Below are 26,691 nucleotides of genomic sequence, written 5' to 3'. Positions count from 1 at the left end.
GTGCTAGCATCGGGAACAGTCATGAACGAGCGCCAGCTTCTCCTTCGCTGCCGCAGCGAGGTCTGACCCACTCCCACGCGGGAGCAGAGGTGTGCCGGACCCCCTCGCTGCGGAGATCGTGCTGCGCCCGGCTCGCGCCCGTCACCACGGGCCGAACCCCGTGACCACCCAGCGAGGAACCCCATGACCACCATCCCCAGCCAGCAGCCCAGCGGCATGCCCGTCCACCGCTACCGCCCGTTCGAGCCGGTGACGCTGCCGGACCGCACGTGGCCGGACCAGAAGATCACCGCCGCCCCGCGCTGGCTCTCCACCGACCTGCGCGACGGCAACCAGGCGCTGATCGACCCGATGAGCCCCGCCCGCAAGCTGAAGATGTTCGAGCTGCTGGTGCGGATGGGCTACAAGGAGATCGAGGTCGGCTTCCCGGCCGCGAGCCAGACCGACTTCGACTTCGTGCGCCAGCTGGTCGAGCAGGACCTGGTGCCCGACGACGTGCGCATCTCGGTGCTGACCCAGGCCCGCGAGGACCTCATCGAGCGCACCGTGGCCTCCCTGGCCGGCGCCGGCAAGGCGACCGTGCACCTCTACAACGCGACCGCCCCGCTCTTCCAGCGCGTGGTGTTCGGCGTGAGCGAGGCGGAGTGCATCGCGATCGCCACCCGCGGCACCGAGTGGGTGGTCAAGTACGCCGAGCAGCTGCTGGCCGGCACGGACTTCGGCTACCAGTACTCCCCGGAGATCTTCACCCAGTCCGACACCGACTTCGCCCTCGAGGTCTGCGAGCGCGTCTCCGACGTGTGGCAGCCGGAGGCGGGCCGCGAGATCATCCTCAACCTGCCGGCGACCGTCGAGATGTCGACGCCGAACACCTACGCCGACCAGATCGAGTACTTCGGCCGCCACCTGTCGCGCCGCGCCCACTCGGCCATCAGCCTGCACCCCCACAACGACCGCGGCACGGCGGCCGCCGCCTCCGAGCTGGGCCTGATGGCCGGCGCGGACCGGGTCGAGGGCTGCCTGTTCGGTCACGGCGAGCGCACCGGCAACGTCGACCTGGTGACCCTGGGCATGAACCTGTTCAGCCAGGGCGTCGACCCGATGATCGACTTCTCCGACATCGACGAGGTGCGCCGCACGGTCGAGTACTGCACCCAGCTGCCGGTGCACCCGCGCCACCCCTACGCGGGCGACCTCGTCTACACGGCCTTCTCGGGCTCGCACCAGGACGCCATCAAGAAGGGCCTGGAGGCCCTCGAGCGCCAGGCCGCCGAGCAGGGCAAGCCGGTGGGCGAGCTGCCGTGGGAGGCGCCGTACCTGCCGATCGACCCGAAGGACGTCGGCCGCACCTACGAGGCCGTCATCCGCGTCAACAGCCAGTCCGGCAAGGGCGGCGTGGCCTACATCCTCAAGGCCGAGCACAAGCTCGACCTGCCGCGGCGCGCGCAGATCGAGTTCAGCCGCGTCATCCAGGAGCGCACCGACGCCGAGGGCGGCGAGGTCACCCCCGAGGTGATCTGGGACGTCTTCTCCGGGGAGTACCTCACCCCCACCACGCCGCTGCGCCTCGACTCGGTGCACTCGACCTCGTCGGCCGGGGACCGGGACGCCCTCACCGTCGACGTCGCCGTGGACGGCGAGCCGCGCACGCTCGAGGGCACCGGCAACGGGCCCATCGCCGCGTTCGTCGACGCGATCAACGGCCTCGGGTACGACGTGCGCGTGCTGGACTACGCCGAGCACGCCCTCTCCTCGGGCGGCGACGCGCAGGCCGCGGCGTACGTCGAGTGCGCGGTCGGCGAGAAGGTGCTGTGGGGCGTCGGCATCGACCCCAACATCGTGCGCGCCTCGATGCGCGCCATCGTCTCCGCCGTCAACCGCGCCTGACGCCCGAAGCGGCCCCGTCGGGTCGGGCGGTCGTCTGCGACCGCCCGGCCCGACGCCGCTCCCACCGGACCGCGGCCAGGGTCACGGCCCCGGCCAGCGCCCAGCCGGCGGCGATGTCCACGACGTAGTGCTCCGCGTAGTAGACGAGCGCGAAGCCCATGACCGCGGGGTAGGCGAGGACCAGGGCGCGCCACCACCACCCGCGCAGGCGCGTGAACGCGTAGAGGGCGACGAGCATCGCGATCCCGCCGTGCAACGACGGCATGGCGGCGACGGGGTTGCCGACCGCCGCGAGCGCGGTGTGGAACCCGCCGAGCCCGAGGTCGCGCCAGCCGCGGCCCGTCAGCCGCACCACCTCCTCGGCCAGGTAGCCGTCCCGCGCGGCCAGCCACGGCGGGGCCATCGGGTACAGCACGTAGACGACGAGCCCGGCGACGTTCATGGCGAGGTAGCGCGTCAGCCACACCACCCACTCGGCGCGGTCGCGCACCCACAGCACGAGCGCCAGGGTCAGCGCGACGACGAAGTGCGTGTAGTAGACGGTCGTGAGCACCACGTCGTACCAGCGGGGATCGCTGCTGCGCAGGCACGGGTCGCCGCACAGCACGTCCTGCAGGTACGCCGTCGGCAGGGTGCCGCCCGTGAGCCACTCGTCGACCCGGACCGGCATGGTGTAGCTGACGGGCATCCCGATCAGCTCGTCGGAGAGCCCGCGGCTGTACATGTAGACGATCAGCACGGCGAACGCCGGCCACCAGTCGCGCGCGAAGTCGAGCTGGCGGCGCCACGGCTGCCCGACGTACCAGGCGACGGTCGCGGCCCACAGCCACACGAACATCAGGAACGGGTCGGTGGGCAGCCCCACCGTCACCACCCACGCCACGAGGGCGGCGGCGTAGAGCGTGAGGGCCGCGGGACGCCACCACCGGGGCTGGCCGGGCGGGACGCCGTGGTCGGTGACGGACGGCGGCGCGGTGGCGGGCGCGGTCACGAGCACTCCTCGGCGGGGACGGAGGGGACGGGGGCACGGTCGACCTCCCGCAGCCGCCAGACCCCGCGGCCGCAGACCTCCGCCACCCGCTCGTAGCGCGACGCGACGGCCCGCGCCAGCTCGTGGGCGTCGAGCGCCCAGGAGTCGAAGCCGGGCGACCACTCGACGACCCACGTGGGGGCGTCGGGGGAGCGGACCGTCGTGGTGAGCTCGGACAGGTCGGGGTCGAGGACGCGCACGGGCAGGCTCCAGAGGTAGGGGTAGGGGCTGGCCAGGCCCGCGCCGGCCAGCACGTTCGGCTGGCCGTAGGCGACGACGGCGGTGTCGCCCGGCTCGGCGGCCTGGGCGATCGCACCGCCCACCGCCTCCGCCCGCGAGCCCTCGCCCACGCCGGAGACGAGGTTCAGCACCACCGGCACGGCGGTGACCCCGGCCAGCACCGCGACGCACGCGCGGACGACGGGCACCGACAGGCGGGCGGCCACCAGGCCGGCCGCCAGCGCCGAGGCGGGCACGAGCTGCAGCAGGTAGTGGGCCCAGTAGCTGCCGCCCAGCAGCGCGACGAGCGAGCCGACGACGATCGTGGCCGCGGTGGCGACCGCCACCGGGTCGGTACGCCGCCGCGCCGCCAGCACGAGGGCCGCGACGCCGAGCACGGCGAGGCCCGAGACCGCCCACGTCCCGAGGAGCACGACGAGGCGCTCCGTCGTGGCGCCGGAGGCCGAGGAGCGGATGGTCTCGCCCGCGTCGACGCGGAAGGTGACGACGGCGTCGAACAGGGCGAGGGGGTCGGTGCCCCGCAGGGTCGCCGCCCCGACCAGCAGCGCCGCCGTCACCACGGCACCGGCGACCGCCACCCCGAGGAGGACCGCCGCGGCGCGCCGTCGCGCCGGGCGCACGAGGGCGAGCACGAGCAGGGCGACGGTGCCGAAGACGACGCCGTCGACGCTGGACTGCTTCACCCCGACGCCGCACGCGGCCAGCACGCCGGCGGCCGCCGCGAGCACGAGCGGGCGGCGGGCGTCCTCGCGGAGCGCGAGCACGGTGAGCGCGAGGGCTCCCGCGACGAAGGGTGCGGCCAGCACCTCGCCGTTGACGCGGACCGTGCCGAGCCAGGGTGCCGAGCAGAGGAGCGCCGCGGTCGCCGCGGCCGCGAGGGCCGCCCTGCGGGAGCGTGCGGGGTCGACGGCGGCACCGGCCGCGAGCGCGCAGAGCGCGACCACGGACGCCGCGCAGGCACAGCCCAGCAGGCGCAGCCCGGTCACGTCGGGGACGAGGGCGAAGAGGGCCAGCAGCAGCGGCGGGCGGTCGACCCAGTAGTCGCCGTACAGCGACGCCCCGTCGTGCCACTGGTGGGCGACGAGCAGGAACCCCGCCTCGTCCGAGCCCGTCGGGGCGCCGAGGAACGGGAGCCGCAGCAGCACCGCGAGCGCCGCCAGCGCCGCGACGCCGACGACCGTCCTGCGGTCGTTCACGCGCGCGTCAGCACGCGAGCCCCCTGCGTTCACCGCCTCATCGTGCCCGACGGGCGGCCCCCGCGGGCGGAGGACCCTCCGAACGGGTGAGTCGGGCCGCGGGCGGGGCGAGGTGGGCGGGTGGGTCGGGTGGCTCAGACCCCGTGGGTCGGCCGCCCGTCGATCCCCCCGTCGATCCCCCCGTCGACGCGCTCGTGGGCGTTGCCCGCGACGGCCGCCCGGATCTGCTCGGTGTTCTCCTCGAGCACGTCGGTGACCATCTGGTCGGTGCGCGGGTCGGCGAGCACCTGGAACACGATGCGGAACGTGGTGTCGGCGACAAGCTCGACGATGTCGTCGTGGAACGGCACGTAGCGCAGCCGCGAGGTCACCGGGTCCTGCTTCACCTTCTCCAGCACCATCGCCTTCACCTCGGCCTCGTGCTCGCCGAGCGCCCGCGCGATGTTGGCGGTGTAGTGGCCGGTCCTCAGCACGGCGATGACCTCGTCGACCACGGCGACGGTCACGGGCCGCTTGACGGCACGGACGATGGTGTCCATCGAGCGGTCGATGATCGCGGCGGTGACGCGGTCGCCGAAGGCCCGGTCGGCCGCTCGCGCGACGCGCATGAGGACGACCACGATGCGCAGCAGCCGGAACGCGCGGAACCACGGGTGCGACAGCGGGATCATCCCGATGACCTCGTACCAGTAGCGGAACGGGTACTTCCAGTCACCCCGGTCGCGGCGCCAGCGCACGACGAACTCGACGGCGAAGATCGCGCAGATGGCGATGTCGGCGCGGATCACCCAGCGCTCGACCCGGTCCTCGACGTCGAAGAACGTGACCCAGGTCAGCAGCGCGACCGAGACGACCGCCAGCGCGAGCATGACCCACTCGAGCGGGCGGCTCGGCGGCTTCGTGGGGTAGGCGCTCAGGTCGGGCGTCGGCGTGCTCACGCCCACCAGTGTCGGGCATGGCACCCCACGCCGGGCGCGTGTCGGGCCCGGCACGCCCCGGGGTGCGTGTCGGCCGCGGCGCCGCTGGTCCACGTCGTCACAATGGGGGGGTGCCCCTCTACCGTGACGAAGCCGTCGTGCTGCGCACCCACAAGCTGGGCGAGGCCGACCGCATCATCACGCTGCTGACCCGTCGCCACGGCCGGGTGCGGGCGGTCGCGCGGGGCGTGCGGCGCACGACGTCGCGGTGGGGATCCCGCCTCGAGCCGTTCACCCACGTCGACCTCCAGCTCGCGGAGGGCCGCAACCTCGACACCATCACCCAGGCCGAGACCCTCAGCCCCTTCGCCGCCGGCATCGGCCTCGACTACGACCGTTACACCGCCGGCACCGTTATGCTCGAGACCGCCGAGCGGCTGGTGACGGAGGACAAGGAGCCGGCCGTGCAGCAGTTCCTGCTGCTCGTGGGCGGGCTGCGGGCCATGACCGGCGGGGAGCGGGCGCCGAGCCACGTGCTCGACTCGTTCCTGCTGCGCTCCCTGGCCGTCGCGGGGTACGCCCCGTCGTTCCTCTACTGCGCCGGCTGCGGGCTCGAGGGGCCGCACCGCTACTTCAACAACAGCGCCGGCGGCGTGCTCTGCGTGACGTGCCGCGTGCCGGGCTGCGCCACCCCGGCGCCCGCGTCGCTGGAGCTGCTGGCCGGGCTGCTGGCCGGCGACTGGCCCGAGGTCGAGCGGATCGTCGCCGCCGAGCCCCGCGCGGAGCGGGAGGCGAGCGGGCTGGTGTCGGCGTACCTGTCGTGGCACCTGGAGCGCGACCTGCGCTCGCTGCCGTACGTCGAGCGCGGCCGCCCCCGGCCCGTCGCCCGAGGCTGACCGGTCACTCCACCCAGCGGGCCAGGGCCTCGTTGAAGCGCTCGAGCGCGTGCGCGAACTGGTCGCGCTCCTCGTCGGTCCAGTCGGCCATCATCTCCTCGAGCCGCGCCCGGCGGTGCGCCCGGGCCCGCCGGATCGCGACCTGGCCCTCCGGCGTCAGCGCGAGCAGCGAGGCGCGCCCGTCGTCGGGGTCGGGCGACTTCTGCGCCAGCCCGAGGCGCACGACGGCCTGGGCCTGGCGGGTCACCGTCGAGGGGTCGAGGTGGTACGCCGCGGCGATGGACCCGAGGCGCTGGGGGCCCGCGTCGTCGAGCAGGCAGAGGATGCCGTAGGTCGAGCGCTCCAGCTCGTGGTCGCCGTCCTTGGTCTCGACGTGGATCGAGTTCGTGCGCCGGAACAGCGCGAACAGGTGCTGCTCGATCCGGCGGTTCGCGTCCGCACCCACCGGGGCCACCTGCTGCTCGTCCACTCGACCTCCTCGTCGGGGCGAAGCATAGGCTGCGCCCCGTGAGCAAGCCCGCCCGCCCGACCCCGCGCCCGCCCGTCCGGGCCCCCCGGCCGCACCCCTCGGGCGCCCGGCCGCCCGAGCTGCCCGCCGAGCTCGTGCCCCACCACGTCGCGGTCGTCATGGACGGCAACGGCCGGTGGGCCAAGGAGCGCGGGCTGCCCCGCACCGCGGGCCACGAGGCGGGGGAGTCGTCGTTGTTCGACGTGGTGGAGGGGGCCATCGAGGTCGGCGTGAAGGCCATCTCGGCCTACGCGTTCTCGACCGAGAACTGGTCGCGCTCGCCCGACGAGGTCAAGTTCCTCATGGGCTTCAACCGCGACGTCATCCGGCGCCGGCGCGACGAGATGCACGAGCTCGGCGTGCGGGTGCGCTGGGCCGGCCGCGCGCCGCGGCTGTGGCGCTCGGTCATCCGCGAGCTGCAGGTGGCCGAGGAGCTGACCCGCGACAACGACGTCCTGACGCTGACGATGTGCGTCAACTACGGCGGTCGCGCGGAGCTGGCGGACGCGGCCCGCTCGATCGCCCAGGAGGTCGCCGCCGGGCGGCTGCGCGCCGACAAGGTCGACGAGCGCACCCTGGCCCGCCACCTGTACGTGCCCGAGCTCGCGGAGGCCGACCTGGTGTGGCGCAGCTCGGGGGAGCAGCGGCTGTCCAACTTCCTGCTCTGGCAGGCGGCCTACGCCGAGATGGTCTTCACCGACACGCTGTGGCCCGACGTCGACCGCCGCCACCTGTGGGCCGCGATCGAGACCTACGCGCGCCGCGACCGCCGCTTCGGGGGCGCGCAGCCGAACGCCTGAGGCGGGGTACGCCGCGTGGTCAGGCGCGGGCGGCGCAGTCGCGGCAGGTGCCGAAGATCTCGAGCGTGTGGCTGATGTCGACGTACCCGTTCTCGTCGGCGATGGCCGACGTCCAGCGCTCCACCGTCGGGCCCTCGACCTCGACGGTGGCGCCGCACGAGCGGCACACGAGGTGGTGGTGGTGCGTGGCGGAGCAGCGGCGGTAGATGGCCTCGCCGTCCTCGCTGCGGAGCACGTCGACCTCGCCGGCGTCGGCGAGCAGCTGCAGCGTGCGGTAGACGGTCGCCAGCCCGACGGACTCGCCACGCTGGCCCAGCAGCACGTGGATCTCCTGCGCGGAGCGGAAGTCGTCGAACGACGCGAGGACCTCGCCGACGGCCCGGCGCTGGCGCGTGGGACGGGTGCCCGGGACGCCGGGGGCGGCCGTGCGCGCCGGGGCGGATCCTCCGCCCTGGCCGGGCTGGTGCTCGTCGGTGCTCGTCATGCTGGACAACCTACTGGCTCCCGCTCACGGGGCGACGGCCTCGTCGGCGAGCGCGTCCTCGTCGGGGCGACGGGCCTCCGCGCGTCGGCGCAGCAGGGCGCCGGTGGGCCAGGCCAGCACGAACCCGGCGAGCGCGACGAGCACGATGGCCGGCCCCGGGGCCACCGTGGCGTGGAACGACAGCTCGGCCGAGACCAGCAGGCCACCGACGCCGGCGACGGCGCCGAACGCCATCGCGAGCAGCAGGGTGCCGCGGAACGAGCGGGCCAGCTGCTGGCTCGTCGCCACCGGCACCACCATGAGCGCGGAGACGAGCAGGAGACCGACGGTGCGCATCGCGATCGTGACCGTCACGGCGGCCAGCACGGCGACGAGCATGTTGTAGGCCTGCACCCGCAGCCCCGCGACGACCGCGAAGTCGCGGTCCTGCGCGATGGCGAACAGCTGCGGCCGCAGCCCCAGGCCGAGCACGAGGACGAGGACGGCCAACGCCATCGTGAACCACACGTCGGCGACGGAGATGGTCGTCAGCGAGCCGAAGAGGTACTGCTGCAGCCGCGCGCCGCTCTGGCCGGCGAGGCCGGTGATGAGCACGCCGGCGGCGAGGCCGCCGTAGAAGAGCAGCGCCAGCGCCAGGTCGCCCGAGGTGTTGCCGCGCTCGCGGATCACCTCCAGCAGCATCGCCCCGAGCGCCGCGACGAGCACGGCGGTCCACGTCGGCGACCAGCCCGTGAGCAGGCCGATGGCGACGCCCGTCACGGCGATGTGGCCGATGCCGTCGCCCATGAGGGAGAGCCGGCGCTGCACCAGGTAGGTGCCGATGACGGGGGCGGCCAGGCCCGTGAAGAGCGCGGCCAGCAGCGCGCGCTGCATGAACTCGTAGCCGAGCAGGTCGATCACGACGGGCTGCCCTCCTGGCCGCCGCGGCGGTCGTAGGCGCGGTCGAAGGGGCCGGAGACGCCCGGCACGACGTCGGAGTGCCCCGGCGGGCACTCGTGCGGCGCCCGCTCGTGCGCGTGGTCGTGGTGGTGGCCGTGCTCGTGCTGGTGGCCGTGGTCGTGGGCGTGGTCGCCGACGTGGGTGTGCACCCCCGGTACGACGAGCGGCATCCCCGCCGGCGCGCCCGCGCGGTGCACGTCCGCCTCGCTGAGGGGGAGCCCGTCGTACACGAGCCGGCCCTGGCGCATGACGAGGCAGCGGTCGATGAGGGGGGCCACGACGCCGATCTCGTGGGCCACCAGGACGACCGTCACGCCCCGCTCGGAGAGGCGACCCAGGGTGGCGACGAGCGCCTGCTGGTGCGGCAGGTCCACGCCGGCCGTGGGCTCGTCGAGGAACAGGACCTCCGGCTCGGCCGCGAGCGCCCGGGCGATGAGCACGCGCTGCTGCTGCCCGCCCGACAGCGCCGTCACGGTCTCCTGCGCCCGGTCGGCGAGCCCGACGACCTCGAGGGCCTCGGCGACCGCTCGGCGGTCGGCCGCCCCGGAGGGACGGAACGGCCCGCGCCGGGAGATCCGCCCCGACGCGACGACCTCGGCGACCGAGGCCGGCACCCCGCCCGAGGCCCCGGCCCGCTGCGGCACGTAGCCGATGCGGTCCCGGCGGCGGAAGCGGGACAGCGGCGTGCCGAACAGGCGCACCTCGCCCGCCGCGACCGGCCGCAGGCCCGTCATGGCGCGCACGAGGGTCGACTTGCCCGAGCCGTTGGCGCCCATCAGGACGACGAACTCGCCCGCCGTGATGGTCAGGCTGACGTCGCGGACGACCGACCGTCCCTCGATGGCGACGGTGACGTCCGCGACGTCGACGACGGGGGCGGTGACCTCCGGGGTCCCGGGGCGGCGGCTCAACAGCCGTTCGCCTCCGTGATGGCAGCCAGGTTGGAACGCATGAGGGAAAGGTAGTCCTCGTCGGCCGTCTGGTCGGTCAGGCCCTCGATGGGGTCGAGCACCTCGGTCGTCAGACCGGTGTCGGAGGCCAGCGACTCGGCCGCGGCCGGGCTCGCCAGGCGCTCGGAGAACACGGTGGTGATGCCCTCGTCGGCGATGAGGCCCTGCAGCTCGGCCAGCGCGGCCGGGGTGGGCTCGGCGTCGGGCGTCAGGCCCACGACCGGGGCGAAGGTGAGGCCGTACTTCGTGAGGTAGCCGAACGCGTCGTGGTTGACGACCACCAGGTCGCGCTCGCAGGACGCGAGCCCGTCGGTGTACTCGCCGTCGAGCGCCTCGAGGTCGCTGCGCAGGTCGGCCGCGTTGGCCTCGAACTCCTCCGCGCGGTCGGGGTCGAGCTCGCCGAGGCGCTCCGCGATCGTGTCGGCGGCGTCGGCGAGGCGCAGCGGGTCGAGCCAGAAGTGCGGGTCCTCCGAGCCGTGGTCGTGGTCGTGCCCCTCCTCCTCGGCGTGCTCGTCCTCGGAGTGGGTGTGGCCCTCCTCCTCGGCGTGCTCGTCCTCGGAGTGGGTGTGGCCCTCCTCCTCGGCGTGCTCGTCCTCGGAGTGGGTGTGGCCCTCCTCCTCGGCGTGCTCGTCCTCGGAGTGGGTGTGGCCCTCCTCCTCGGCGTGCTCGTCCTCGGAGTGGGTGTGGCCCTCCTCCTCGGCGTGCTCGTCCTCGGCGTGCTCGTCCTCGGCGTGCTCCTCCTCCGAGTGGTCGTGCCCGCCCTCGGCGAACGCCTGCAGCGCCACGCTGTCGGCGACGTCGAGCGAGGTGTCGGGCGCGGACTGCTCGACGGCCGCGTCGACGCTCGGCTGGAAGCCGGAGAGGTAGAGGACGAGGTCCGCGTCGGCGATGCGGCCCGTCTGCTCGACGCTCAGCTCGAGGTCGTGCGGCTCGCCGCCGGCCTCGACCAGGTTCGCCACCTCGACGTCGTCGCCCACGACGCGCTGCGCGGCGTACTGCAGGGGGTAGAAGGCGGCGACGACGTCGTCGACGCCACCGCCCGACCCGCCGTCGGCGGCCGTGTCGTCGTCGCCCACGCCGAGCGCACCGCAACCGGCGAGCACGAGCGGCAGCGCCACGGCCGCGGCGAGCGGCGCGAACCCGGGCGCGCGACCCCGACGGGCGGCGGTGGAACGACGGGCGGAGCGACGGAGCGAAGAGGGCATGAGACCCATTCTCAGAACACTGAGAACCCTTGTCAATTCAACGGATCGCGTCGTGCGGGGACCGCCCCGGCGGCGGGGGCCACCGCGTCCCGGCCCCGCGCGGGGCGGCGCCGCGCGGGACGGATAGCCTTCTGCGGTCGCATCCGGCAGCCAGCCGGCGTACTCGCACATCAGGAGCACCTCTCGTGGCCAAGCCGCCCGCAACCACCGTCGACCACGTCGTCTCGCTCGCCAAGCGCCGGGGGTTCGTCTACCCCTGCGGCGAGATCTACGGCGGCACCCGATCGGCCTGGGACTACGGACCGCTCGGGGTCGAGCTCAAGGACAACATCAAGCGCCAGTGGTGGAAGTCGATGGTGCAGGCGCGCGAGGACGTCGTCGGCCTCGACTCCAGCGTCATCCTGCCGCGCCAGACCTGGGAGGCGTCCGGCCACGTCGCGACGTTCTCGGACCCGCTGACCGAGTGCCAGTCCTGCCACAAGCGCTACCGCGCCGACCACCTGCAGGAGGCGTACGCGGAGAAGAAGGGGCTCGACGACCCCGACGCCGTGCCGATGAGCGACGTCGTCTGCGCCAACTGCGGCACCCGCGGCGCGTGGACCGAGCCCAAGCAGTTCTCCGGCCTCATGAAGACCTACCTGGGCGTCGTCGAGGACGAGTCGGGCCTGCACTACCTGCGCCCGGAGACCGCCCAGGGCATCTTCCTCAACTTCGCCAACGTCGTGACCTCGAGCCGCAAGAAGCCGCCGTTCGGCATCGCCCAGATCGGCAAGAGCTTCCGCAACGAGATCACGCCCGGCAACTTCATCTTCCGCACCCGCGAGTTCGAGCAGATGGAGATGGAGTTCTTCGTCAAGCCGGGCGAGGACGAGGAGTGGCACCAGTACTGGATCGACGAGCGCACGCGCTGGTACACCGACCTGGGCATCAACCCGGACAACCTGCGCCACTACGAGCACGCGAAGGAGAAGCTGTCCCACTACTCCAAGCGCACCGTCGACATCGAGTACCGCTTCGGCTTCGCCGGTTCGGAGTGGGGTGAGCTCGAGGGCGTCGCGAACCGCACCGACTTCGACCTCTCGACCCACGCTCAGCACTCGGGCCAGGACCTGTCCTACTTCGACCAGGCCAGCAACGAGCGCTACACGCCGTACGTCATCGAGCCGGCAGCCGGCCTCTCGCGCAGCCTCATGACGTTCCTCGTCGACGCGTTCCACGAGGACGAGGCGCCCAACACCAAGGGCGGCGTCGACAAGCGCACCGTGCTGCGCCTCGACCCGCGCCTCGCGCCCGTCAAGGTCGCGGTGCTGCCGCTGAGCCGCAACGCCGACCTCTCGCCCAAGGCCAAGCAGCTGGCCACCGACCTGCGCCAGAACTGGAACGTCGACTTCGACGACTCCGGCGCGATCGGCCGCCGCTACCGCCGCCAGGACGAGATCGGCACGCCGTTCTGCGTCACCGTCGACTTCGACACGCCCGAGGACAACGCGGTCACCGTCCGCGAGCGCGACTCGATGAGCCAGGAGCGCGTGGGCCTCGACCGCATCGTCGGCTACTTCGCCGAGCGGCTCGTCGGCGCCTGAGCCGCAGTCGCTGCACCGCTCCCGGCCCACCACGGCCGGCCACGACGGCCGCACGCCCCTCAGGGTGTGCGGCCGTCGCCGTCCCCGGGACTCCCGGAGGCGCAGGTGCACAATGACGCGCATGACGCCCTCCCGCCGTCTGCCCGTGCGGTCCACCGTCCCGTCCGTCCCGTCCGTCGCGCTGGCGGTCGCGCTGCTGCTGCCCCTCGCCGCGTGCGGCGGTGACGACCGCGCCGGTACGGCGGACGCCCCCACCACCGCGGACCCCTCGCCGTCGGTGGCCACGTCGTCGGCCACGGGGCGTGCCACCGACTACCTCGAGGTGCCCGCCGCGGTCGAGCTGACGGAGCCCGGCACCCGGCTCGCGCTGGGGGACGTCGCGACGATCGCCTGGCGCCCGGCCGCGGACCGGGTCGGCGCGCTGGCCGTGCGGGTGACCTCGGTGGTGCCGGCGCCGGCCGGCGCGTTCGACGGCTGGCTCGTGGGCGGCGCGGGCGTGGCGGCCACGCCGTACTTCGTGGCGACGACCGTGGAGAACGTGGGGGAGGAGGACCTGGCCGGGCAGGACGTGCCGCTCTACCTGCTGCGCGACGACGCCGCGCTCGTGCCGGCCTCCCGGTTCGGGGCCGAGTTCCCGGCCTGCCCGAGCACCCCGCTGCCGACGCCGTTCGGGCCCGGCGCGAGCGCGACCCAGTGCCAGGTCCACCTCGCCGCCGAGGGCACGGCCGTCGAGGGCCTGGCGTTCCAGCCGTGGGACGGGCTCGAGCCGGTCGTGTGGGAGACGGCCCCCGCCCCCGCATCGAGCAGCCCGTCGAGCGTCCCGTCGTCCGCCCCGGGCACTCCGTCGACGGCGCCGGGCACCCCCTGAGCCGGTCCCGTCGATTCCCGCGCGCGGGCGGCCGCGCGGGAGGATGGTGCCCATGAGCACCTCCACCGTGTCCGCGCCGCGACTGCCGGGACCGCTGCACCTCGGCGACCTGGTCGTCGACGTGCCGGTGGTGCTGGCGCCGATGGCGGGCATCACGAACGCGGCCTACCGCCGGCTGTGCGCCGAGCAGGGCGCCGGTCTCTACGTCTGCGAGATGATCACCTCCCGCGGTCTCGTCGAGGGTGACGACGTCACCCGCCGGATGCTCGTCTTCGACGAGCTCGAGACGACGCGCTCCGTGCAGCTCTACGGCACGGACCCGACGTACGTGGCGCGGGCGACCGAGATCCTCTGCGACGAGTACGGCGTGGCGCACGTCGACCTCAACTTCGGCTGCCCCGTCCCCAAGGTCACCCGCAAGGGCGGCGGCGGTGCGCTGCCGTGGAAGCGCGGGCTGCTCGGCGAGATCCTCACCCGGGCCGTGAAGGCGGCCGAGCCGTACGGCGTCCCCGTGACGATGAAGACCCGCAAGGGCCTCGACGACCAGCGCCTCACGTTCCTCGACGCGGGGCGCATCGCCCAGGACGCCGGGGTCGCGGCGATCGCGCTGCACGGGCGGACCGTCGCGCAGGCCTACTCGGGCGTGGCCGACTGGGACGCCATCGGCGAGCTCGTCGCCGCCGTCGACATCCCGGTGCTCGGCAACGGGGACATCTGGGAGGCCGCGGACGCGGTGCGGATGGTCGAGCAGACCGGGGCCGCCGGCGTCGTCGTCGGGCGCGGCTGCCTGGGCCGGCCGTGGCTGTTCCGCGACCTGGCCGCAGTGTTCGCGGGCGAGCAGGTGCAGACCCTGCCGACGCTCGGCGAGGTGGCGGTCATGATGCGCCGCCACGCTGAGCTGCTCGTGGAGCACCTCGGCGCCGAGCGCGGCTGCAAGGAGTTCCGCAAGCACGTGGCCTGGTACCTCAAGGGCTTCCCGGCGGGCGGCGACCTGCGCCGGGCGCTGGCGCTGGTCACCACGCTGGCCGAGCTCGACGGGCTCCTCGCCCAGCTCGACCCGGCCGCGCCGTACCCGGTCTCCGAGCTCGGCGCCCCGCGGGGCCGCCAGGGCTCGCCGCGCGACCGCGTCGTGCTGCCCGAGGGCTGGCTCGACGACACCGACGGGCGCGACCTCTGCATGAGCGAGGACGTGGGGGAGACCTCCGGCGGCTGAGCCGCCCGCGGCGCCGCCGTGGCCCTGGGGGCGCGTCCGCACCGTGAGCGTCGGTTCGACCTCGTCGGAGGGCCTGTGCTCTACTCGTCGACGGCCCGGCACGACCTGCGGGGCCACGACTTGCCCGGCAACAGGAGGATCAGCGCAGTGGCCTACCTCAGCCACCAGCGGGACGACCGTCTCGCCCGAACCCGTCGACTGCTCGCCCGCGTCCCCGCGCGGGCCCGCATCGCCGCCCCGCTCGCCGTCGCCGCCACGCTCGGCGTGGTGGGCGTCGGAGTGGTCGGCACCGACGTGACCACCCCGTCCGCCGCCGTGTCCGCGCAGGCCCCGGACATCGACGCCGACCGGCTCCTCGCCGAGCGCGCGGAGGCCTCCAGCCGGTCCGCGCGTCGCGACGCGCTGGCGGCCGTCGAGGCCGGCGTGACCCGCAACGCGGCGCTGGAGCAGTACGCCGTGTGGCGCCACCACGCGGCCGTGCTCGAGCGGGCGCGCGGCGAGGCGGCGGCCACGGCCGCGGCCGTCGCGGCGGCCGACACCCCGCGCTGGGCGGACACCGACCTGGACCTGCACGCCGCCTCGACCGAGGGCGCCGAGGTCGTGGGGCTGCTGGAGGAGGGCACCGAGGTGCTCGTCACCGGCCGCAGCGCCCACGGTCGCGAGGAGGTCGTCTGGGAGGGCGCGTCGCGCTGGGTCACCGCCGGTCACCTCGCCACCGAGGCGCCGGCGGCCGCCGCTCCGGCCGCCGCGGGCACCTCCGAGACCGCGGGCACCCCCGCCGTCGGGGGCACCTGCGACAACGGCTCGTCGGTCGGCTCCGGGGTGACCGCGAACATCGTCGCCCTCCACGAGGCCGTCTGCGCCGCCTTCCCCGACATCACGCAGTACGGCGGGTGGCGCGGCGACGGCGACCACGGCCGCGGTCTCGCGCTCGACATCATGGTCTCGGGCGACCGGGGCTGGGAGGTCGCCGAGTTCGTGCGCGCCAACTACTCCACGTGGGACGTCAACAACGTCATCTACGAGCAGCAGATCTGGTCGGTCGAGCGCTCGGGCGAGGGCTGGCGCTCGATGGAGGACCGCGGGTCCGCCACGGCGAACCACTTCGACCACGTGCACGTCAGCGTCTACTGAGCCGGTCGTCGAGCCGATCCGCCTGGCCGGTCTCCCGAGCCGGCCTACCGAGCCGGGGCGTGGGCCGTCGGCGGGCGGTCGTAGGCTGCGCGCGATGAGCAGCCCCGCACGCCTCGACCCCGCGCCGACCGCCGACGCGCACGTGGCGGCGGCGTACGACGAGCACGACCGCGAGCGGTGGGTGCCCGAGCCCCCGAAGCGCGTGGACGCCCCGGTGCGGGCGCCCTTCGAGCGCGACCGCGCCCGGGTGGTGCACGCCGCCTCGAGCCGGCGGCTGGCCGCCAAGACCCAGGTGATGGGGCCGCAGGCGGACGACTTCGTCCGCAACCGTCTCACCCACAGCCTCGAGGTGGCGCAGGTCGCGCGTGACCTCGCCCGCGCCCTGGGCTGCCACCCCGACATCGCGGAGACCGCGGCGCTCGCCCACGACCTGGGCCACCCGCCGTTCGGGCACAACGGCGAGGCGGTCCTCGCGGAGCTCGCGCAGCCGTGCGGCGGCTTCGAGGGCAACGCGCAGACGCTGCGCCTGCTCACCCGGCTCGAGGCCAAGTCGTTCGACGCCGACGGCGCCTCCGCGGGCCTCAACCTCACGCGCGCCACGCTCGACGCCTGCACCAAGTACCCCTGGGCGCGTGCCGACGCCCCCGCACCGGCCGGCGTGCACGGCGACGGGTCGCCCCGGGTCGTCGTGAAGTTCGGGGTGTACGACGACGACCTGCCCGCCTTCGCGTGGCTGCGTGCCGGGGTGGGCGACGGGGTGGGCGACGCCCGGCGCCAGTGCGTCGAGGCGCAGGTCATGGACCTCGCCGACGACGTGGCCTACTCGGTGCACGACGTCGAGGACGGCATCGTCGCCGGCCGCATCGACCTGACGACGCTGGAGCCGGAGCTGCCGGCGATCTGGGCGACGGTGCGGGAGTGGTACGCCCCCGGCGCGGCCGACGCCGACCTCGACGAGGTGTTCGCGGGGCTGCGGGCGGTCGGGTCGTGGCCGCGCGCGCCGTACGACGGCAGCCGCCGCGCGCTGGCCGCGCTGAAGAACCTGACGAGCGACCTGGTGGGCCGCTTCTGCGGCTCGGTGCAGGCCGCCACGTTCGCCGCCGGGGTCGACGGCCCCCCGGTGCGCCACCGGGCCGACATCGTCGTCCCCGAGCGCACCGCGCTGGAGATCACGGTGCTCAAGGGCATCGCGGCGCACCTCGTCATGCGGGCCGACGACCGCATCGCGCTCATGGGTCGCCAGCGCGAGCTGCTGGCCGAGCTCGTGGGGGCGCTGGCCGAGCGCGGGCCCGACGCGCTCGAGCGTCCGTTCGCCGACGACTGGGCCGCGGCGGCCGACGACGCCGCGCGGTTGCGGGTCGTGGTCGACCAGGTCGCCTCGCTCACCGACGGCAGCGCCCACGCCTGGTGGCGGCGCCTGTGCGGGCCGGGGTCCGGCGCCCGCACGGGTGCGTAGACTCGGGCGTCGTGGCCGGGAAGATCAGGGACTCCAGCATCGCGGAGGTCCGTGAGACGGCTCGCATCGACGAGGTCGTCGGCGACTTCGTCACCCTCCGCAACGCGGGCGGGGGCTCGATGAAGGGGCTGTGCCCCTTCCACGACGAGAAGTCGCCCTCGTTCCACGTCACCCCGGCCCGGCACTTCTTCCACTGCTTCGGCTGCGGCAAGGGCGGCGACGTCATCTCGTTCCTGCAGGAGATGGCCGGCCTGGGCTTCGTCGAGGCCGTCGAGCAGCTGGCCGACCGCTTCGGCGTCGTGCTGCAGCGCGAGGAGGGCAACGAGCGCGAGCAGTCCGGCCCCCGCGGGCCGCAGCGCAGCCGGCTCGTCGAGGTGAACCGGGTCGCGGCGGAGTACTACACCGAGCAGCTGGCCGGTCCCGACGCCGTCGTCGCCCGGCGCTTCCTCGACGAGCGCGGCTTCGACCAGGCGGCCGCGGCGCGCTTCGGGCTGGGCTTCGCGCCCCGGGACGGCGAGGCGCTGCACCGGCACCTGCTCGACCGCGGCTTCACCACCGACGAGGCGGTCGCCGCCGGTGTCGTCGCCATCGGCCGCTCGCCCTACGACCGCTTCCGCGGGCGGCTGCTGTGGCCGATCCGCGACGCCTCCAACGCCACCATCGGCTTCGGGGCCCGCCGGCTCTTCGACGACGACAAGATCGAGGCCAAGTACCTCAACACCCCGGAGACGACGCTCTACAAGAAGAGCCAGGTGCTCTACGGCCTCGACCTCGCCCGCCGCGAGATCGGGCGCACCTCGCAGGCGGTCATCGTCGAGGGCTACACCGACGTGATGGCCTGTCACCTCGCCGGTGTCGGCACCGCGGTCGCCACGTGCGGCACGGCGTTCGGCGACGACCACGCCCGCGTGCTGCGCCGCTTCCTCGACGACCACGAGGAGTTCCGCGGCGAGGTCATCTTCACCTTCGACGGCGACGCCGCCGGCCAGAAGGCGGCGCTGCGCGCGTTCGGCGGCGACCAGAACTTCGTGTCGCAGACGTACGTCGCGGTCGAGCCCTCCGGGATGGACCCGTGCGACCTGCGGATCGCCGAGGGCGACGCCGCGGTGCGCGAGCTCGTGGCCCGCCGGGTGCCGCTCTACCGGTTCGTGCTCGGCAACGTCGTCGGCAAGTACGACCTCGACCGCGCCGACGGCCGCGTGGACGCGCTGCGCGAGGCCGCCCGGCTCGTGTCGAGCATCCGGGACCGCTCGAAGGTCGACGCGTTCTCCCGCGAGGTGGCACAGATGATCGGCATCGACATCGACGAGGCCCGCGCCGAGGTGCGCCGTGCCGCGGCCCGCGGACCGGCGGCCGCACCGGACCGATCCACGCGCGTCGAGCGCACGGCGCGGCGCGCGGAGGACGAGGCCGCCGCGGCGGCGCCGCCCGCGCCCCGGCTGCCCGACCTGCGCGACCCGCGGTTCCTCATCGAGCGGGAGACGCTGAAGCTCGTGGTGCAGCACCCGGGCGCGGTCGGCAGCACGATCGCCGGGGTCGACGGCGACGACTTCACCCACCCGACGTACCGCGCCGTGTGGGAGGTCGTCGCGAAGGCGGGCGGGCCCGCGGCGGGCAGCGCGGACCCCGCCTGGTCGAGCCGGCTCCGCGAGGCCGCCGGCGGCGACACCGTCGTCGCCCGCGTGCTGGGCGAGCTGACCGTGGAGTCGCTGCGCGGCTCGGCGGCGCCCGACCCGCGCTACGTCGCCGCGCACGTCTACCGGCTGCAGGAGCTCACGCTGGCCCGCCGGATCGACACCCTGAAGTCCCGGCTGCAGCGCACGAACCCGGTGGACGCCGCGACGGAGTACAACAAGATGTTCGGCGAGCTCGTCGCCCTCGAGCAGGCCCGTCGCGCCCTGCGCGAGCGGGCCGTCGGCGAGTGAGGTTCCCGCGCCGCGGGGCGCGTCCGGCGCTGCCGGCCACGGCCCTGGGCGGCGAGCGCGTGCTCGCCGCCGTCGAGGTCGACGGGGGAGCGGTGGTGGGCACGCAGCGGGCTCTCCACGTGCCCCACGGGCCGGGTGACGAGCCGGTCCGGGTGCCCTGGGAGCGCGTCGACGCCGCCGACTGGGACGCCGACGAGGGCGTCCTGACGGTCCGCGAGATCGGGCCGGAGCCGGACACCGCGCCGCGCCACCGCGTGCGCCTGACGGCGCCGGGGGAGCCGGCCGCACCGGCCCGCGACCGCCTGCTGCAGCTGGTGCGGGAGCGCATCACCGCCACGGTCGTCCTGCAGCGCCACGTGCGCCTCGTGGGGGCGGCCGGCGTGCACGTGCTCGCCCGCCGCGCGCCGGGCGGGGACGACATCGCGTGGGGACTCCGCTTCGACGCGGGCGTCGACCCCGACGACCGCGAGGTACGCCGCGCCGCGGCCGCCGCGCTCGCCGCCGCCCGCTCCGACCTCGGCCTCCCGCCGAGTCGTCGCTAGCGGCACGCCCGAGCCCGCCGAGTCGTCGCCAGCGGCACGCCCCGGCCCGCCGAGTCGTCGCGAGCTGCACCCGATTAGCACGGCGGCGGAGGACTTGTTAACCTGTGCGCGCTCCACGAGCAGTCCCCCATAGCTCAACTGGCAGAGCATTCGACTGTTAATCGAAGGGTTATTGGTTCGAGTCCAATTGGGGGAGCAGAGAGGGCCTGGTCAGCGTCAGCCGACCAGGCCCTTCGTCTGTCCCGGGCCAGGAGCCGTCCCTGCGACGGCGACGGCTCCGCCGTGCGGGAGCGGGCTTGCGCACGCCGCCGCGGCCGACTTGGGTGGGGCCATGACGTCCCCGGAGTCCCACCGCGCGCCCTTCACCGTGTCCCCGCTCGTGCCGGGCGACGAGGAGGCGCTGCGCACCTGGTGGGAGGTCGAGCACACGTCGGTGACGGCCCAGGACCCCACGGCGCCGCACCGCACGCTCGAGGCGGTGCGGGCCACGCGCGACGCCTGGGGCCAGTTCGAGGACGGCGTGCTGCTCGCGGCCTACGACGAGGACGGCACGATGGTCGGGGTGGCCGAGCTGTGCTGGCCGCTGACGGACAACACGCACCTGGTCGAGTTCGACGTGCACGTGCTCCCGGCGTACCGCCGACGCGGCGCGGGCCGCGTGCTGTGGGAGGAGATGGCCCGCCGCACCCGTGAGCTGGGCCGCACGACGATCGCCGGCGAGGTGACGACGCCCGCCGGTGGCGACGCCCCGGGGGTCGGCTTCACCGAGGCGCTCGGTGTGCGCACCGTGCTCGTCGAGGACCACCTGGCGCTCCCGCTGCCCGTCGACCCCGCGCACCTCGAGCGGCTGGGGCAGGAGGCGCTAGCGGCCGCCGCCGGGTACGACGTGGTGACCTGGACCGACCGGTGCCCCGACGACCTCGTCGACGCGTTCTGCACCATGCGGACGCGGATGAACCAGGACGTCCCCACGGGTGAGGCCGACGTCGAGGCCGTCGTCGTCACGCCGGAGCGCCTGCGGCGCGAGGAGGACCGGCGTCGCGCCGCGTCGTACACGACCATCACCGCGGCCGCCCGCCGCGTCGAGGACGGCACGATGGCCGGCTACACCGTGCTGGTGCTGCAGCCGGGGGAGGAGTCCGCCTACCAGGGCGACACCCTCGTCATGCCGGAGCACCGGGGCCGTCGCCTCGGCACGCTGCTCAAGCTGACCACGATCGAGGTCGTCACCGACGAGCACCCCGAGCGCACGTCGGTGCACACCTGGGTGGCGACCGACAACGCACCGATGCAGGCGGTCAACCGCGCCTTCGGCTTCGTCCTCGTCGACCGTGAGCACGTCGTCGAGGCCCGCGTCGACTGATCGAGAAGAAAGTTCTGCGCGTGGCGTATGTCGCACCGTGTCTCGGGTACCTGGTGGACAGCCACGCGCACCCGACGTACGCCGTTCGGGGCGCGTGGCTTCTTCTTGCCGCCACGGCGTCGGGGTCCGCGGGCCGTCTCAGTCCTGTCGCAGCCGGGCGGCCGTGCGCCAGGTGACGGCGCACCCCAGCACCCCGATGAGCCACAGGAACAGAGCCGGCACGTCGTAGAGGTGCAGGCCGCGGTCGCGCACCGACACCACGACGGGCCCGGCGTGGGTCCCCGGCACCGCGAGCACCATCATCAGCAGGCCCGTGAGGCACAGGGCCGTCACGACCGCAGCGCCCCTCGTCAGCTCCGTCCGCACGCGCCGGACCCTAGGCGCCGGCGCGCGGGTCCGTCAGCACGTCGCGCCACGAGTGCTCCGGCTCGTAGCCGAGCAGCGCGCGGGCCTTGTCGATGCTGTAGAAGGTCTCGTCCCGACCCATCTCGCGGCGCACCTCGACGCCCTCGTAGAACCGGTCGATGACCTCCCGGGTCGTGGCCGCGACGGACATGTCGGCGTTGGCGACGTTGAAGATCTCGAAGCCGAGGCCGTCGGTCTCCAGGCAGCGCAGCGTCATCTGGCCCAGGTCGCGCACGTCGATGTAGGCGAACAGGTTGCGGCGGCGCAGGGCCGGGTCGTCGAGGAAGGCCGGGAACATCTCGGCGTACTCGTGCGGCTCGATGACGTTGTTGATGCGCAGCCCGTAGAGGTCGGCTCCGGTGCGGGCGTGGAACGAGCGCGCCGTCACCTCGCCGGCGACCTTCGACATGGCGTAGGAGTCCTCGGGCACGACCGGGTGCTCCTCGTCGACCGGCACGTAGAGCGGCTTGCGCTCGCCCTGGCCGAAGCACACGCCGTACGTCGTCTCCGACGAGGCGAAGACGACCTTCCGGATGCCGAGCCGGGTCGCGGCCTCGAACACGTTGTACTGGGACAGCACGTTCGTCGCGTACGTCGCGGCGTCGGGCACGACCTGCGGGCGCGGCACCGCGGCGAAGTGGACCACGGCGTCGTACGCCGACCCGCGGGTCAGGTCGAGGCCGGTGTCGTCGAAGTCGCCCGGCGTCGGCACGCCCGCGAGCGCGGAGTACACCTCGCCGGCGTCCGTCAGGTCGACCCGGAGGTCGACGACGTCGGGATGGCCCAGCGGGGCGAGGTCGGCGTTGACGACCTGGTGGCCCTGGGCAGCGAGGTACGGCGCCACGTGGTGCCCCGCCTTGCCGCTGCCCCCGGTGAAGAAGATGCGCATGTCCCGCAGCCAATCACGGGGGTGGTGACGGGGAGTCCGCGCGGCGCCCGACCACCGGGGAAGCGGGGGCGGCTACCTCGACCACCGGTAGGCTCGCCGCGCCCCGGGGTGACCAGGGGCCACCTCGGGGCGGTAGCTCAGTCGGTCAGAGCAGAGGACTCATAATCCTTGGGTCGTGGGTTCGAGCCCCACCCGCCCTACCCGGTCGCACGCGCGACGGGCGTCAGGCGCCGCCCGTCGTCCCGTCCTCGTCCTGGAGGCGGTCGATGTGCTCGGAGGCCTCGGCCTTGGTGAGGCCCTCGGCGGGGATCGTCTCGCCGGCCTCGCGGGCCAGGGTGTCGAGGTAGCTCTTCTGCGCGCCGGTCGCGGGCTGGTCGCCCGTCACCCAGTCGGACGGGTCCTTGACCGTGGCCGACGGGTCGGCGGTCTCCGAGCCGAGGACCTCGGGCTCGTTCCGGTCGTCGTTCGTACGCGTGTTCGATTCCATGCGACGACGCTACCGGCTCGTCCGGACGTTCCCAAGGACTCCGTCCCCAGGCTCGTCAGAGCGCGAGGTTGGCCGCGACGACCAGCACGACGGTGGCCAGCGCGCCCACGCCGTGGGCGACGACGACCCCGGCGGGGATCTGCTCCTCGGCGTACGGCGTGCCGTCCGGCCCTGCGGCGTGCGCCCGTCGGGCGCCGACCCACTTGAGGAACAGCAGGGTGCCCCCGCCGATGACAGCGATGAGCCCGGCCGCGCCGATCCAGGCGATCAGCTCGTTGCCGTAGCCCCAGGCGATGCCCCACACGGCGAGCGACGCGAGCGCGAGGCCGCCGTGGCCGAAGATCAGTCCGCTCGGCAGGGCCGTCGGCGACTCGCCGGTGGCGGTCCGGGGCCCCGTCACCGTCCGCGTGAACATGAACGCGCCGATCGCGGCGGTCACCCCCCACACCACTGCTGCGACCTCGCCCACCGTGCACCACCTCCCGTCCTCGTGCCGCCCCGGGCGGGCGGTGGCGGCCGGTACCCGGCGGGCGCGGGGGACAACCGAGCCTCAGCCCGCAGGGAGGGAGCGGTACCAGTCCTGGTAGGACCGGAGCGCCTCGGTGGCGTCGAGCACCACCGCGTCGAGACGCAGCACGAGGTCGCCGGCCCCCGTGACGACGCCCGAGCGGCCGAGGGCCTCGAGCTGGGCCGCCAGCGACCCCACCGTCGGCAGGCCGATGTTGAGCGCCGTCCCCTTGAGGCTGTGGGCCTCCGCCGAGACGACCGCGGAGTCGCTCGCCGCGACCGCCGCGCGGAGTCGCCCGAGCGCGTCCGGGGTGCGCGCCACGAACCCGTCGATCACCCGGTCGAGGTAGGCGTTGTCGTCGGGGGAGAGCTCGCGCAGCATCTCGAGGCGCTCCAGGTCGAGGTGGGTGCTGGCCGGGCCGGGCGCCCCCACGTCCCCGCGGGGCTCCTCGTCGGCCGGCTGGTCGGCCGCGGTCCAGCGCGCGAGCGCCGTCGCCAGCGTCGCGGGCGCCACGGGCTTGGTGATGAAGTCGTCCATCCCCGCGGCGAGGCACTTGTCCCGCTCGCCGGTGATCGCGGCGGCCGTCATGGCCAGCACCGGGGTACGGCGGACGCCCGTGGCCCGCTCCCGCTCGCGCAGCGCCCGGGTCGCGGCGTACCCGTCGAGGCGGGGCATCTGCAGGTCCATGAGCACGGCGTCGTACTCGACGCGGGCGGTGAGGTCGAGGGCCTCCTGGCCGTCGTCGGCGGTGTCGACCAGGTAGCCCATCGACGTGAGCAGGCCCTGGGCCACGACCTGGTTGACGGCGTTGTCCTCCACGACCAGGACGCGCTTGCCGTGCGCGTCCCCGGTGGTGTCGTCGGGCTGGACGTCGTCGCGGGCGTCGCGGCCCGCCAGCACCCGCAGGAGCACCTCGCGCAGCTGGGGCGCCTGCACCGGCTTCGTCAGGCGCTCCGCGACCCCGACGCCCTCCAGGTCGTCCGAGCCCGGCGCCGACGACGACAGGGCCACCAGGGGCAGGTCGGCGAAGCGCGGGTCGGCGCGCAGCTCGCGGGCGAGCGCGGCGCCGTCCCCGCCGGGCAGCGCCACGTCGAGGAGCAGGGCGTCGTACGGACGGTTGGCCTCGGCCGCGGCGACCAGGGCGCTCACGGCCTCCCGGGCACTGGCCACCCCCGTCGAGGTCACGTGCCACCAGCCGAGCTGCTCGCGCAGCACGAGACGGTTCTGCACGTTGTCGTCGACGACGAGCACCTGCTTGGCGCCCAGCAGCTCCCGCGTACGGCGCAGCCGGGCGTCGCGGCGGCTCCCGGTGGGCGGGCGGAGGAGGGCGGTGAACCAGAACGTGCTGCCCCCGCCCAGGGTGCTCTCCACCCCGATCTCGCCGTCGAACGCCTCGACGATCTCGGCGGAGATGGCCAGGCCGAGCCCGGTGCCGCCGAACCGGCGGGTCGTGGAGGTGTCGGCCTGCGCGAACGGCTGGAACACGTGGGCGCGCTGCTGCTCGGAGATGCCGACGCCGGTGTCGCGCACCTCGACGCGCAGGCAGGTGCCGCCGTCCTCCAGGGTCGTGGAGGTCGCCCGGATCGACACCGACCCGCGCGAGGTGAACTTCACGGCGTTCGAGCCGAGGTTGGTGATCACCTGCGCCAGGCGGGTGGGGTCGCCCGCCAGCACCTCCGGCACGTCGGGGTGGCAGGAGACCTGCAGGTCGAGCCCCTTGGCCCGGGCGCTCTCGGCGAGCACGGCCGTGACCTGCTCGAAGACGTCGCGCACCTCGAAGTCGATGCTCTCGACCTCGAGACGGCCGGCCTCGATCTTCGAGAAGTCGAGGATGTCGTTGATGACCGACAGCAGCGCACGCCCGGACACGGCGATGCCGGAGGTCAGGTGGCGCTGCTGGGCCCCGAGGGCGGTGCGGTCGAGCAGCTCCGTGAGCCCCAGGATCCCGTTGAGCGGGGTGCGGATCTCGTGGCTCATCGTGGCCAGGAACTCCGACTTGTGGCGGGACGCCTCGAGCGCCCGGTCGCGGGCCTCCGCCACCTCGCGGGCGGCGTGCTCCCGCTCGGCCACGCGGGAGAGCTGCACCGCGGTCTGCTCCACCAGGCGGCGGATCATGTCGTGGCGGTACAGCGGCGGGTCGGAGGTGATGGTGATGACGGCCAACGGCTCCCCACCGAGGACGACGGGGAACGCGATCGTCAGCTGCACGTCGGGGTCCCACACGGGCTCCCTCGTGCGCAGGCACTCCCGGGCGGTGGCCAGCTCGCGGGCGGCCACCTCGGGCTCGGCGAGGTCGCCGGTGCGGTCCTCATCGCTGAAGTAGCGGGGCGCCACGTCGGTGCCGTCGGGAGTGGGGAGGAACGCGCGCCCGCGCTTCCAGTCGTCGTGCAGCACCACCATGGCCTGCGCGTGCACCAGCACCTCGTCGAGCGTCGTGGCCTCGTTGGCGGCGCTGGTGATCGCCTGCATGAGCGAGTTCTGCGTCACCAGGTCCTGCAGCTCGTCCTCGGTCGCCCGGGACCGGGTGATGTCCTGGTGGGTGCCCGAGACGCCGACGACCGCGCCGTCGGCGTCGACGTGGGCGAGGGCCCGCATGCGGACCCACATGTAGCCCTCGTCGCCGACCTGGCGCATCTCGACGTCCATGCGCGGCTGCGTGCCGTCGAGGAGCGCCTGCACCGCCTCGCGCAGGCGCTCGTGGTCCTCCGGGTGGGTGACGGAGAGCACCCGCTCGATGTCGCGGCTCAGCAGGTCGCCGGTGCGGCTGCCGTACAGCTCCTCCAGGCCCTCGGAGTGCCAGACCTCCTGGGCGCGCAGGTCCCACGACCAGCTGCCGAGGCGCGCGATCCGCTCCGCCCGCACGAAGCCGCGCCGGCTCGCCTCGAGCTCGTCGAGCAGCTGCTTGGTCTCGTTGTTGTCCGTGAGCCGCAGGATGACGCCGCTGGGGCGACCGTCCTCGACCAGCCCCATCTGCTTGAGCCGCACCCAGACCGGTCGGCCCCGCACGTCCACGAGCATGGTGTCGACCTCGTCGGCGAGCAGCTCGCCCCGCGCGGCGCGCTCGAGGTGCGCCTCGGAGTGCGCGCGCCCCTCCTCGTCGAGGAAGGCCGAGATCGACCGGCCCCGCAGGTCGGCGGCGTCGATGCCGAGGAGGGCGCCGCAGGACTCGTTCGCGTACCGGATCGTGCCGTCGAGCTCGACCACCACGATGCCGTCCGTGAACGAACTGACCACCTGGCGGTACAGGTCCTCTTGCTCCACGTGGC

At 74.3% G+C, this 26,691-nt stretch carries 24 protein-coding genes and 2 tRNA genes; 13 read left to right on the top strand and 13 right to left on the bottom strand.

The window, feature by feature from the left end:
* Positions 1-183 precede the first annotated feature (183 nt).
* Positions 184-1,887 carry a 2-isopropylmalate synthase gene (gene leuA, locus ACOACO_RS14345; RefSeq protein ID WP_420296949.1) on the top strand — a complete coding sequence of 568 codons (1,704 nt, stop codon included), beginning with the start codon at positions 184-186 and terminating at the stop codon, positions 1,885-1,887.
* On the opposite strand, the gene ACOACO_RS14340 is transcribed toward leuA, so the two are convergent.
* From ACOACO_RS14340 to ACOACO_RS14330, 3 genes are all read right to left on the bottom strand, one after another.
* On the bottom strand, positions 1,874-2,878 hold the full coding sequence (locus tag ACOACO_RS14340) for a phosphatase PAP2 family protein (protein ID WP_420296948.1): 1,005 nt from the start codon (positions 2,876-2,878) through the stop codon (positions 1,874-1,876). The genes leuA and ACOACO_RS14340 overlap by 14 nt on opposite strands.
* Positions 2,875-4,353 carry a hypothetical protein gene (locus tag ACOACO_RS14335; protein ID WP_420296947.1) on the bottom strand — a complete coding sequence of 493 codons (1,479 nt, stop codon included), beginning with the start codon at positions 4,351-4,353 and terminating at the stop codon, positions 2,875-2,877. The genes ACOACO_RS14340 and ACOACO_RS14335 overlap by 4 nt, the downstream gene beginning before the upstream one ends.
* A 134-nt stretch (positions 4,354-4,487) precedes the next feature.
* Positions 4,488-5,291: an ion transporter gene (locus ACOACO_RS14330; protein WP_420296946.1), complete on the bottom strand. Its 804-nt coding sequence runs from the start codon at positions 5,289-5,291 to the stop codon at positions 4,488-4,490.
* A gap of 110 nt (positions 5,292-5,401) precedes the next feature.
* Between ACOACO_RS14330 and recO the strand changes: the two genes are divergently transcribed.
* Entirely contained in the window at positions 5,402-6,166 is a 765-nt protein-coding gene (gene recO / locus ACOACO_RS14325; protein ID WP_301799783.1) for a DNA repair protein RecO, read from the top strand.
* A gap of 4 nt (positions 6,167-6,170) precedes the next feature.
* On the opposite strand, the gene ACOACO_RS14320 is transcribed toward recO, so the two are convergent.
* Positions 6,171-6,635, bottom strand: a complete 465-nt coding sequence (locus tag ACOACO_RS14320) for a MarR family winged helix-turn-helix transcriptional regulator (protein WP_420296945.1) — start codon at positions 6,633-6,635, stop codon at positions 6,171-6,173.
* Positions 6,636-6,673: 38 nt separating this feature from the next.
* On the opposite strand from ACOACO_RS14320, the gene ACOACO_RS14315 reads away from it, so the two are divergent.
* The gene (locus tag ACOACO_RS14315; RefSeq protein ID WP_420296944.1) at positions 6,674-7,474 is read left to right on the top strand and encodes an isoprenyl transferase; all 801 of its coding nucleotides are present in this window, start codon (positions 6,674-6,676) and stop codon (positions 7,472-7,474) included.
* A 19-nt stretch (positions 7,475-7,493) separates the two neighbouring features.
* On the opposite strand, the gene ACOACO_RS14310 is transcribed toward ACOACO_RS14315, so the two are convergent.
* From ACOACO_RS14310 to ACOACO_RS14295, 4 genes are read right to left on the bottom strand one after another with little or no spacing between them, the layout of a single operon-like run.
* On the bottom strand, positions 7,494-7,958 hold the full coding sequence (locus tag ACOACO_RS14310; RefSeq protein WP_420296943.1) for a Fur family transcriptional regulator: 465 nt from the start codon (positions 7,956-7,958) through the stop codon (positions 7,494-7,496).
* 24 nt (positions 7,959-7,982) lie between these two features.
* Complete coding sequence (locus ACOACO_RS14305; protein WP_420296942.1) at positions 7,983-8,858, bottom strand: metal ABC transporter permease; 876 nt, start codon at positions 8,856-8,858, stop codon at positions 7,983-7,985.
* Positions 8,855-9,808 (bottom strand): metal ABC transporter ATP-binding protein, encoded by a 954-nt coding sequence (locus ACOACO_RS14300; protein ID WP_420296941.1) that lies wholly within the window; start codon positions 9,806-9,808, stop codon positions 8,855-8,857. Before ACOACO_RS14300 ends, ACOACO_RS14305 begins: the two co-directional genes overlap by 4 nt.
* Positions 9,805-11,052, bottom strand: a complete 1,248-nt coding sequence (locus ACOACO_RS14295) for a metal ABC transporter solute-binding protein, Zn/Mn family (RefSeq protein WP_420296940.1) — start codon at positions 11,050-11,052, stop codon at positions 9,805-9,807. The genes ACOACO_RS14300 and ACOACO_RS14295 overlap by 4 nt, the downstream gene beginning before the upstream one ends.
* A 185-nt stretch (positions 11,053-11,237) precedes the next feature.
* Between ACOACO_RS14295 and ACOACO_RS14290 the strand changes: the two genes are divergently transcribed.
* The 9 genes from ACOACO_RS14290 (at position 11,238) to ACOACO_RS14250 (ending at position 21,136) form a co-directional block, all read left to right on the top strand.
* On the top strand, positions 11,238-12,635 hold the full coding sequence (locus ACOACO_RS14290) for a glycine--tRNA ligase (RefSeq protein WP_420296939.1): 1,398 nt from the start codon (positions 11,238-11,240) through the stop codon (positions 12,633-12,635).
* Between the two features lie 121 nt (positions 12,636-12,756).
* The gene (locus ACOACO_RS14285; protein ID WP_420296938.1) at positions 12,757-13,503 is read left to right on the top strand and encodes a hypothetical protein; all 747 of its coding nucleotides are present in this window, start codon (positions 12,757-12,759) and stop codon (positions 13,501-13,503) included.
* A gap of 52 nt (positions 13,504-13,555) precedes the next feature.
* Complete coding sequence (dusB, locus tag ACOACO_RS14280; RefSeq protein WP_420296937.1) at positions 13,556-14,716, top strand: tRNA dihydrouridine synthase DusB; 1,161 nt, start codon at positions 13,556-13,558, stop codon at positions 14,714-14,716.
* A 147-nt stretch (positions 14,717-14,863) separates the two neighbouring features.
* A complete protein-coding gene (locus tag ACOACO_RS14275; RefSeq protein ID WP_420296936.1) occupies positions 14,864-15,850 on the top strand; it encodes a hypothetical protein in 987 nt (328 codons plus the stop codon).
* 94 nt (positions 15,851-15,944) lie between these two features.
* Positions 15,945-17,306 carry a deoxyguanosinetriphosphate triphosphohydrolase gene (locus ACOACO_RS14270; RefSeq protein WP_420296935.1) on the top strand — a complete coding sequence of 454 codons (1,362 nt, stop codon included), beginning with the start codon at positions 15,945-15,947 and terminating at the stop codon, positions 17,304-17,306.
* An 11-nt stretch (positions 17,307-17,317) separates the two neighbouring features.
* Positions 17,318-19,231: a DNA primase gene (gene dnaG, locus ACOACO_RS14265; protein ID WP_420296934.1), complete on the top strand. Its 1,914-nt coding sequence runs from the start codon at positions 17,318-17,320 to the stop codon at positions 19,229-19,231.
* A complete protein-coding gene (locus ACOACO_RS14260) occupies positions 19,228-19,773 on the top strand; it encodes a hypothetical protein (RefSeq protein ID WP_420296933.1) in 546 nt (181 codons plus the stop codon). The genes dnaG and ACOACO_RS14260 overlap by 4 nt, the downstream gene beginning before the upstream one ends.
* Before the next feature lie 123 nt (positions 19,774-19,896).
* Positions 19,897-19,969: transfer RNA gene (locus ACOACO_RS14255), tRNA-Asn, on the top strand.
* A 135-nt stretch (positions 19,970-20,104) separates the two neighbouring features.
* Entirely contained in the window at positions 20,105-21,136 is a 1,032-nt protein-coding gene (locus tag ACOACO_RS14250; protein WP_420296932.1) for a GNAT family N-acetyltransferase, read from the top strand.
* Between the two features lie 138 nt (positions 21,137-21,274).
* Here ACOACO_RS14250 and ACOACO_RS14245 read toward each other — a convergent pair whose 3' ends face one another.
* The gene (locus tag ACOACO_RS14245) at positions 21,275-21,502 is read right to left on the bottom strand and encodes a hypothetical protein (protein WP_420296931.1); all 228 of its coding nucleotides are present in this window, start codon (positions 21,500-21,502) and stop codon (positions 21,275-21,277) included.
* Positions 21,503-21,512: 10 nt separating this feature from the next.
* On the bottom strand, positions 21,513-22,430 hold the full coding sequence (locus tag ACOACO_RS14240; protein ID WP_420296930.1) for an NAD-dependent epimerase/dehydratase family protein: 918 nt from the start codon (positions 22,428-22,430) through the stop codon (positions 21,513-21,515).
* A 126-nt stretch (positions 22,431-22,556) separates the two neighbouring features.
* Here ACOACO_RS14240 and ACOACO_RS14235 point away from each other — a divergent pair.
* Positions 22,557-22,630, top strand: a tRNA-Ile gene (locus tag ACOACO_RS14235).
* A 23-nt stretch (positions 22,631-22,653) separates the two neighbouring features.
* On the opposite strand, the gene ACOACO_RS14230 is transcribed toward ACOACO_RS14235, so the two are convergent.
* From ACOACO_RS14230 to ACOACO_RS14220, 3 genes are all read right to left on the bottom strand, one after another.
* A complete protein-coding gene (locus ACOACO_RS14230; protein ID WP_420296929.1) occupies positions 22,654-22,917 on the bottom strand; it encodes a DUF3072 domain-containing protein in 264 nt (87 codons plus the stop codon).
* Positions 22,918-22,972: 55 nt separating this feature from the next.
* A complete protein-coding gene (locus ACOACO_RS14225; protein WP_420296928.1) occupies positions 22,973-23,386 on the bottom strand; it encodes a hypothetical protein in 414 nt (137 codons plus the stop codon).
* 81 nt (positions 23,387-23,467) lie between these two features.
* Positions 23,468-26,686, bottom strand: coding sequence for a response regulator (locus tag ACOACO_RS14220; RefSeq protein WP_420296927.1), 3,219 nt, complete (start codon positions 26,684-26,686; stop codon positions 23,468-23,470).
* Positions 26,687-26,691: the final 5 nt, after the last annotated feature.

Source organism: Nocardioides sp. CPCC 205120, from assembly GCF_048654585.1.
Lineage (GTDB): Bacteria > Actinomycetota > Actinomycetes > Propionibacteriales > Nocardioidaceae > Nocardioides.
Note: the sequence above shows the minus strand (reverse complement) of the source record. Positions and strands in the feature narration are given on the sequence as shown.